The organism is Caballeronia sp. LZ003 (assembly GCF_031451465.1).
GTDB lineage: Bacteria > Pseudomonadota > Gammaproteobacteria > Burkholderiales > Burkholderiaceae > Caballeronia.
On the sequence record NZ_JARUXJ010000023.1, the window covers coordinates 1 to 2,070 of the forward strand.

Below are 2,070 nucleotides of genomic sequence, written 5' to 3' on the forward strand. Positions count from 1 at the left end.
CGAACCGGCGTTCCTCGCCACCGGCACGGACGGGCGTTTTGTGCAGGTGCCCGCGAAGTCGAAGCATGCGACGGTGTTCTATCAGAACGATCATCTGGGTACGCCGCAGGAGTTGCTCGATGAGTCTGGCAAGGTGGTTTGGCTTGCGCGCTATAAGGCGTGGGGCGGGCGAAAGGGTGCGCCCTACGGCAAGGAAGACCCAGCTGAGACGGATAACGCGATCCGGTTTCAGGGGCAGTATGTCGATGAAGAGACGGGGCTGCACTACAATCGACATCGGTACTACGATCCGGCGACGGGACGGTTCATCAGCAAGGACCCGATTGGCTTGGCGGGCGGGATTAACGTCTATCAATATGCGCCGAACCCGATTGAGTGGGTTGATCCGTTAGGCTTGTTGAAGCTAAGTTACGACAAGAGTTCAAAAACTTGGGGCACGCCGGGCGGTTTGGACTATGGTCAAGGATCAGTTCATGGAAACCGTGTGAAGCATGTTCTGGATCACGAATCATCGAATACGAACAAGCCCAGACATTCTGTCTTCTGCACAGGTAAGCGCGGCAGTTCACTGGATCTCGTTGACGAAGCATGGCAACAACGAGGCGCGCCAACTCCAAGTGGTCTGAACGACGTGTACGAAGTTGCTATGGGTCGGACAGTCGGCACGCAGGGGGAAAGCACCATGAGAATCGTTACGAAGACCGGTACGAACCAAGTCGTTACCGCCTATCCAGTTAAATAGGGTTAGACATGTTGTGTCCTACATGTTGTGAATATGGGGATTTGGTATATATTGCCGTGAAAAGTACAGGCAAGAAAGTTATAGCTTGTACTGAATGTGATTCGCTTTGGGAAGGTGATGATCCAAAGAAGATCACGGCTGATAGCGCGACAGATGTAACTTCGTATCTAATTGCGCATAGGCTTACCCCGAGTTGGGATGAGTTTGAAATTCTCGGTAGGGTTGAGAGATAAACAAAGGGCCGCATGAATGCGGCCCTTTGTTTTATTCGGCAGTAGTAGTGAGTTACGCTTACACGCCATCCCTGTGCAATGGACCGACCCGCTGGAACTCAGCAACAATTTCGTTTCAGCTCCGAAAGAGCCCGGCTTTCCGGACGCTATTCGAGTAAAACCGAAAACGCCTGCTCGCGGCGGCGGTGGGCTTCTGATGCGATGGAAGCTCTCGGATGGACGCATCTGTGAATGGGATTCCCAACATGGAGAGGTAGAAATGTACAGCAAGCGCGGCAAGCATCTGGGTCCGTTTGATCCGGAAACGGGTGAGCCGATTTCTGGAAAAGCTGCCGATTCTACAAGGTTGATTGAACCATGAATGACGGTCAACTACGTCGTTACATCTCGGTATTCGGAACAGACGGTGAGTCGTTCGTAGTGAGATGTCATTCTCATCTCTACCAAGCTTGGAACGGCTTCAGATGGTGTTCAATGTACCAAGCGATAACGCGATGTATGACTTTTTTTATTAATTCGGGTATAGCAGAATGCCTGAAGCCGCTTCTTACGACGAGACTCGACCTAGATCGATACGCATGTTTTATTAAATGAGAGGACCGAATGACATCAATCGCTTGCATAGGCGACAGCACCACCCACAGCGGCCGCATCATCACCGGATCAGACACGATGGACATCGACGGACGCAAAGGCGCGCGAGTGGGCGATCTCGTGTCATGTCCCGAACACGGCGTTAATCCGATCATTCAAGGCTCGGACATGCTAACCGACACAAACGGCGAACACGTTGCGCTGGATGGCCATCTCACAGCGTGCGGCAGTCGAATAATTGCCTTGGGCGATCATGGCTCGATTGATTGATCGTCTTTAGTCACAGGCGGCGTGTCACCTCAAGGCTGCGCCGTCTGTTCTATGCTCTCGACTTCCTTGCCTTCGTCCAGCTCGCGTAGCGCGACGATGCCCTCTGTATCGGTCTGCGAGCGCGACCCGATGGGGCGGCTCGCGACCGCCACGGCCGCTGGCAGCACGACCCGCCTGCACTACGACGATGCGAACAACCTGATCGCCGAAGAGCAGCACGTTCGCCCGTAT

3 protein-coding genes are annotated in these 2,070 nt (G+C 53.7%); all 3 read left to right on the forward strand.

Features of this window, described 5'->3' with window-relative positions:
• Positions 1 to 742, forward strand: a 742-nt coding sequence (locus QCE79_RS32520; protein ID WP_309851445.1) for an RHS repeat-associated core domain-containing protein, incomplete at its 5' end; no start/stop codon positions are given.
• A gap of 306 nt (positions 743 to 1,048) precedes the next feature.
• Positions 1,049 to 1,336 carry a colicin E3/pyocin S6 family cytotoxin gene (locus QCE79_RS32525; protein WP_309851447.1) on the forward strand — a complete coding sequence of 96 codons (288 nt, stop codon included), beginning with the start codon at positions 1,049 to 1,051 and terminating at the stop codon, positions 1,334 to 1,336.
• A 242-nt stretch (positions 1,337 to 1,578) separates the two neighbouring features.
• The gene (locus QCE79_RS32530) at positions 1,579 to 1,839 is read left to right on the forward strand and encodes a PAAR domain-containing protein (protein ID WP_309851451.1); all 261 of its coding nucleotides are present in this window, start codon (positions 1,579 to 1,581) and stop codon (positions 1,837 to 1,839) included.
• The last annotated feature ends 231 nt before the right edge of the window (positions 1,840 to 2,070 follow it).

Coding starts and splice junctions, on each gene's coding strand:
- QCE79_RS32530 (WP_309851451.1), top strand. CDS start 1,579: ATGACATCAATCGCTTGCATAGGCGACAGCACCACCCACAGCGGCCGC.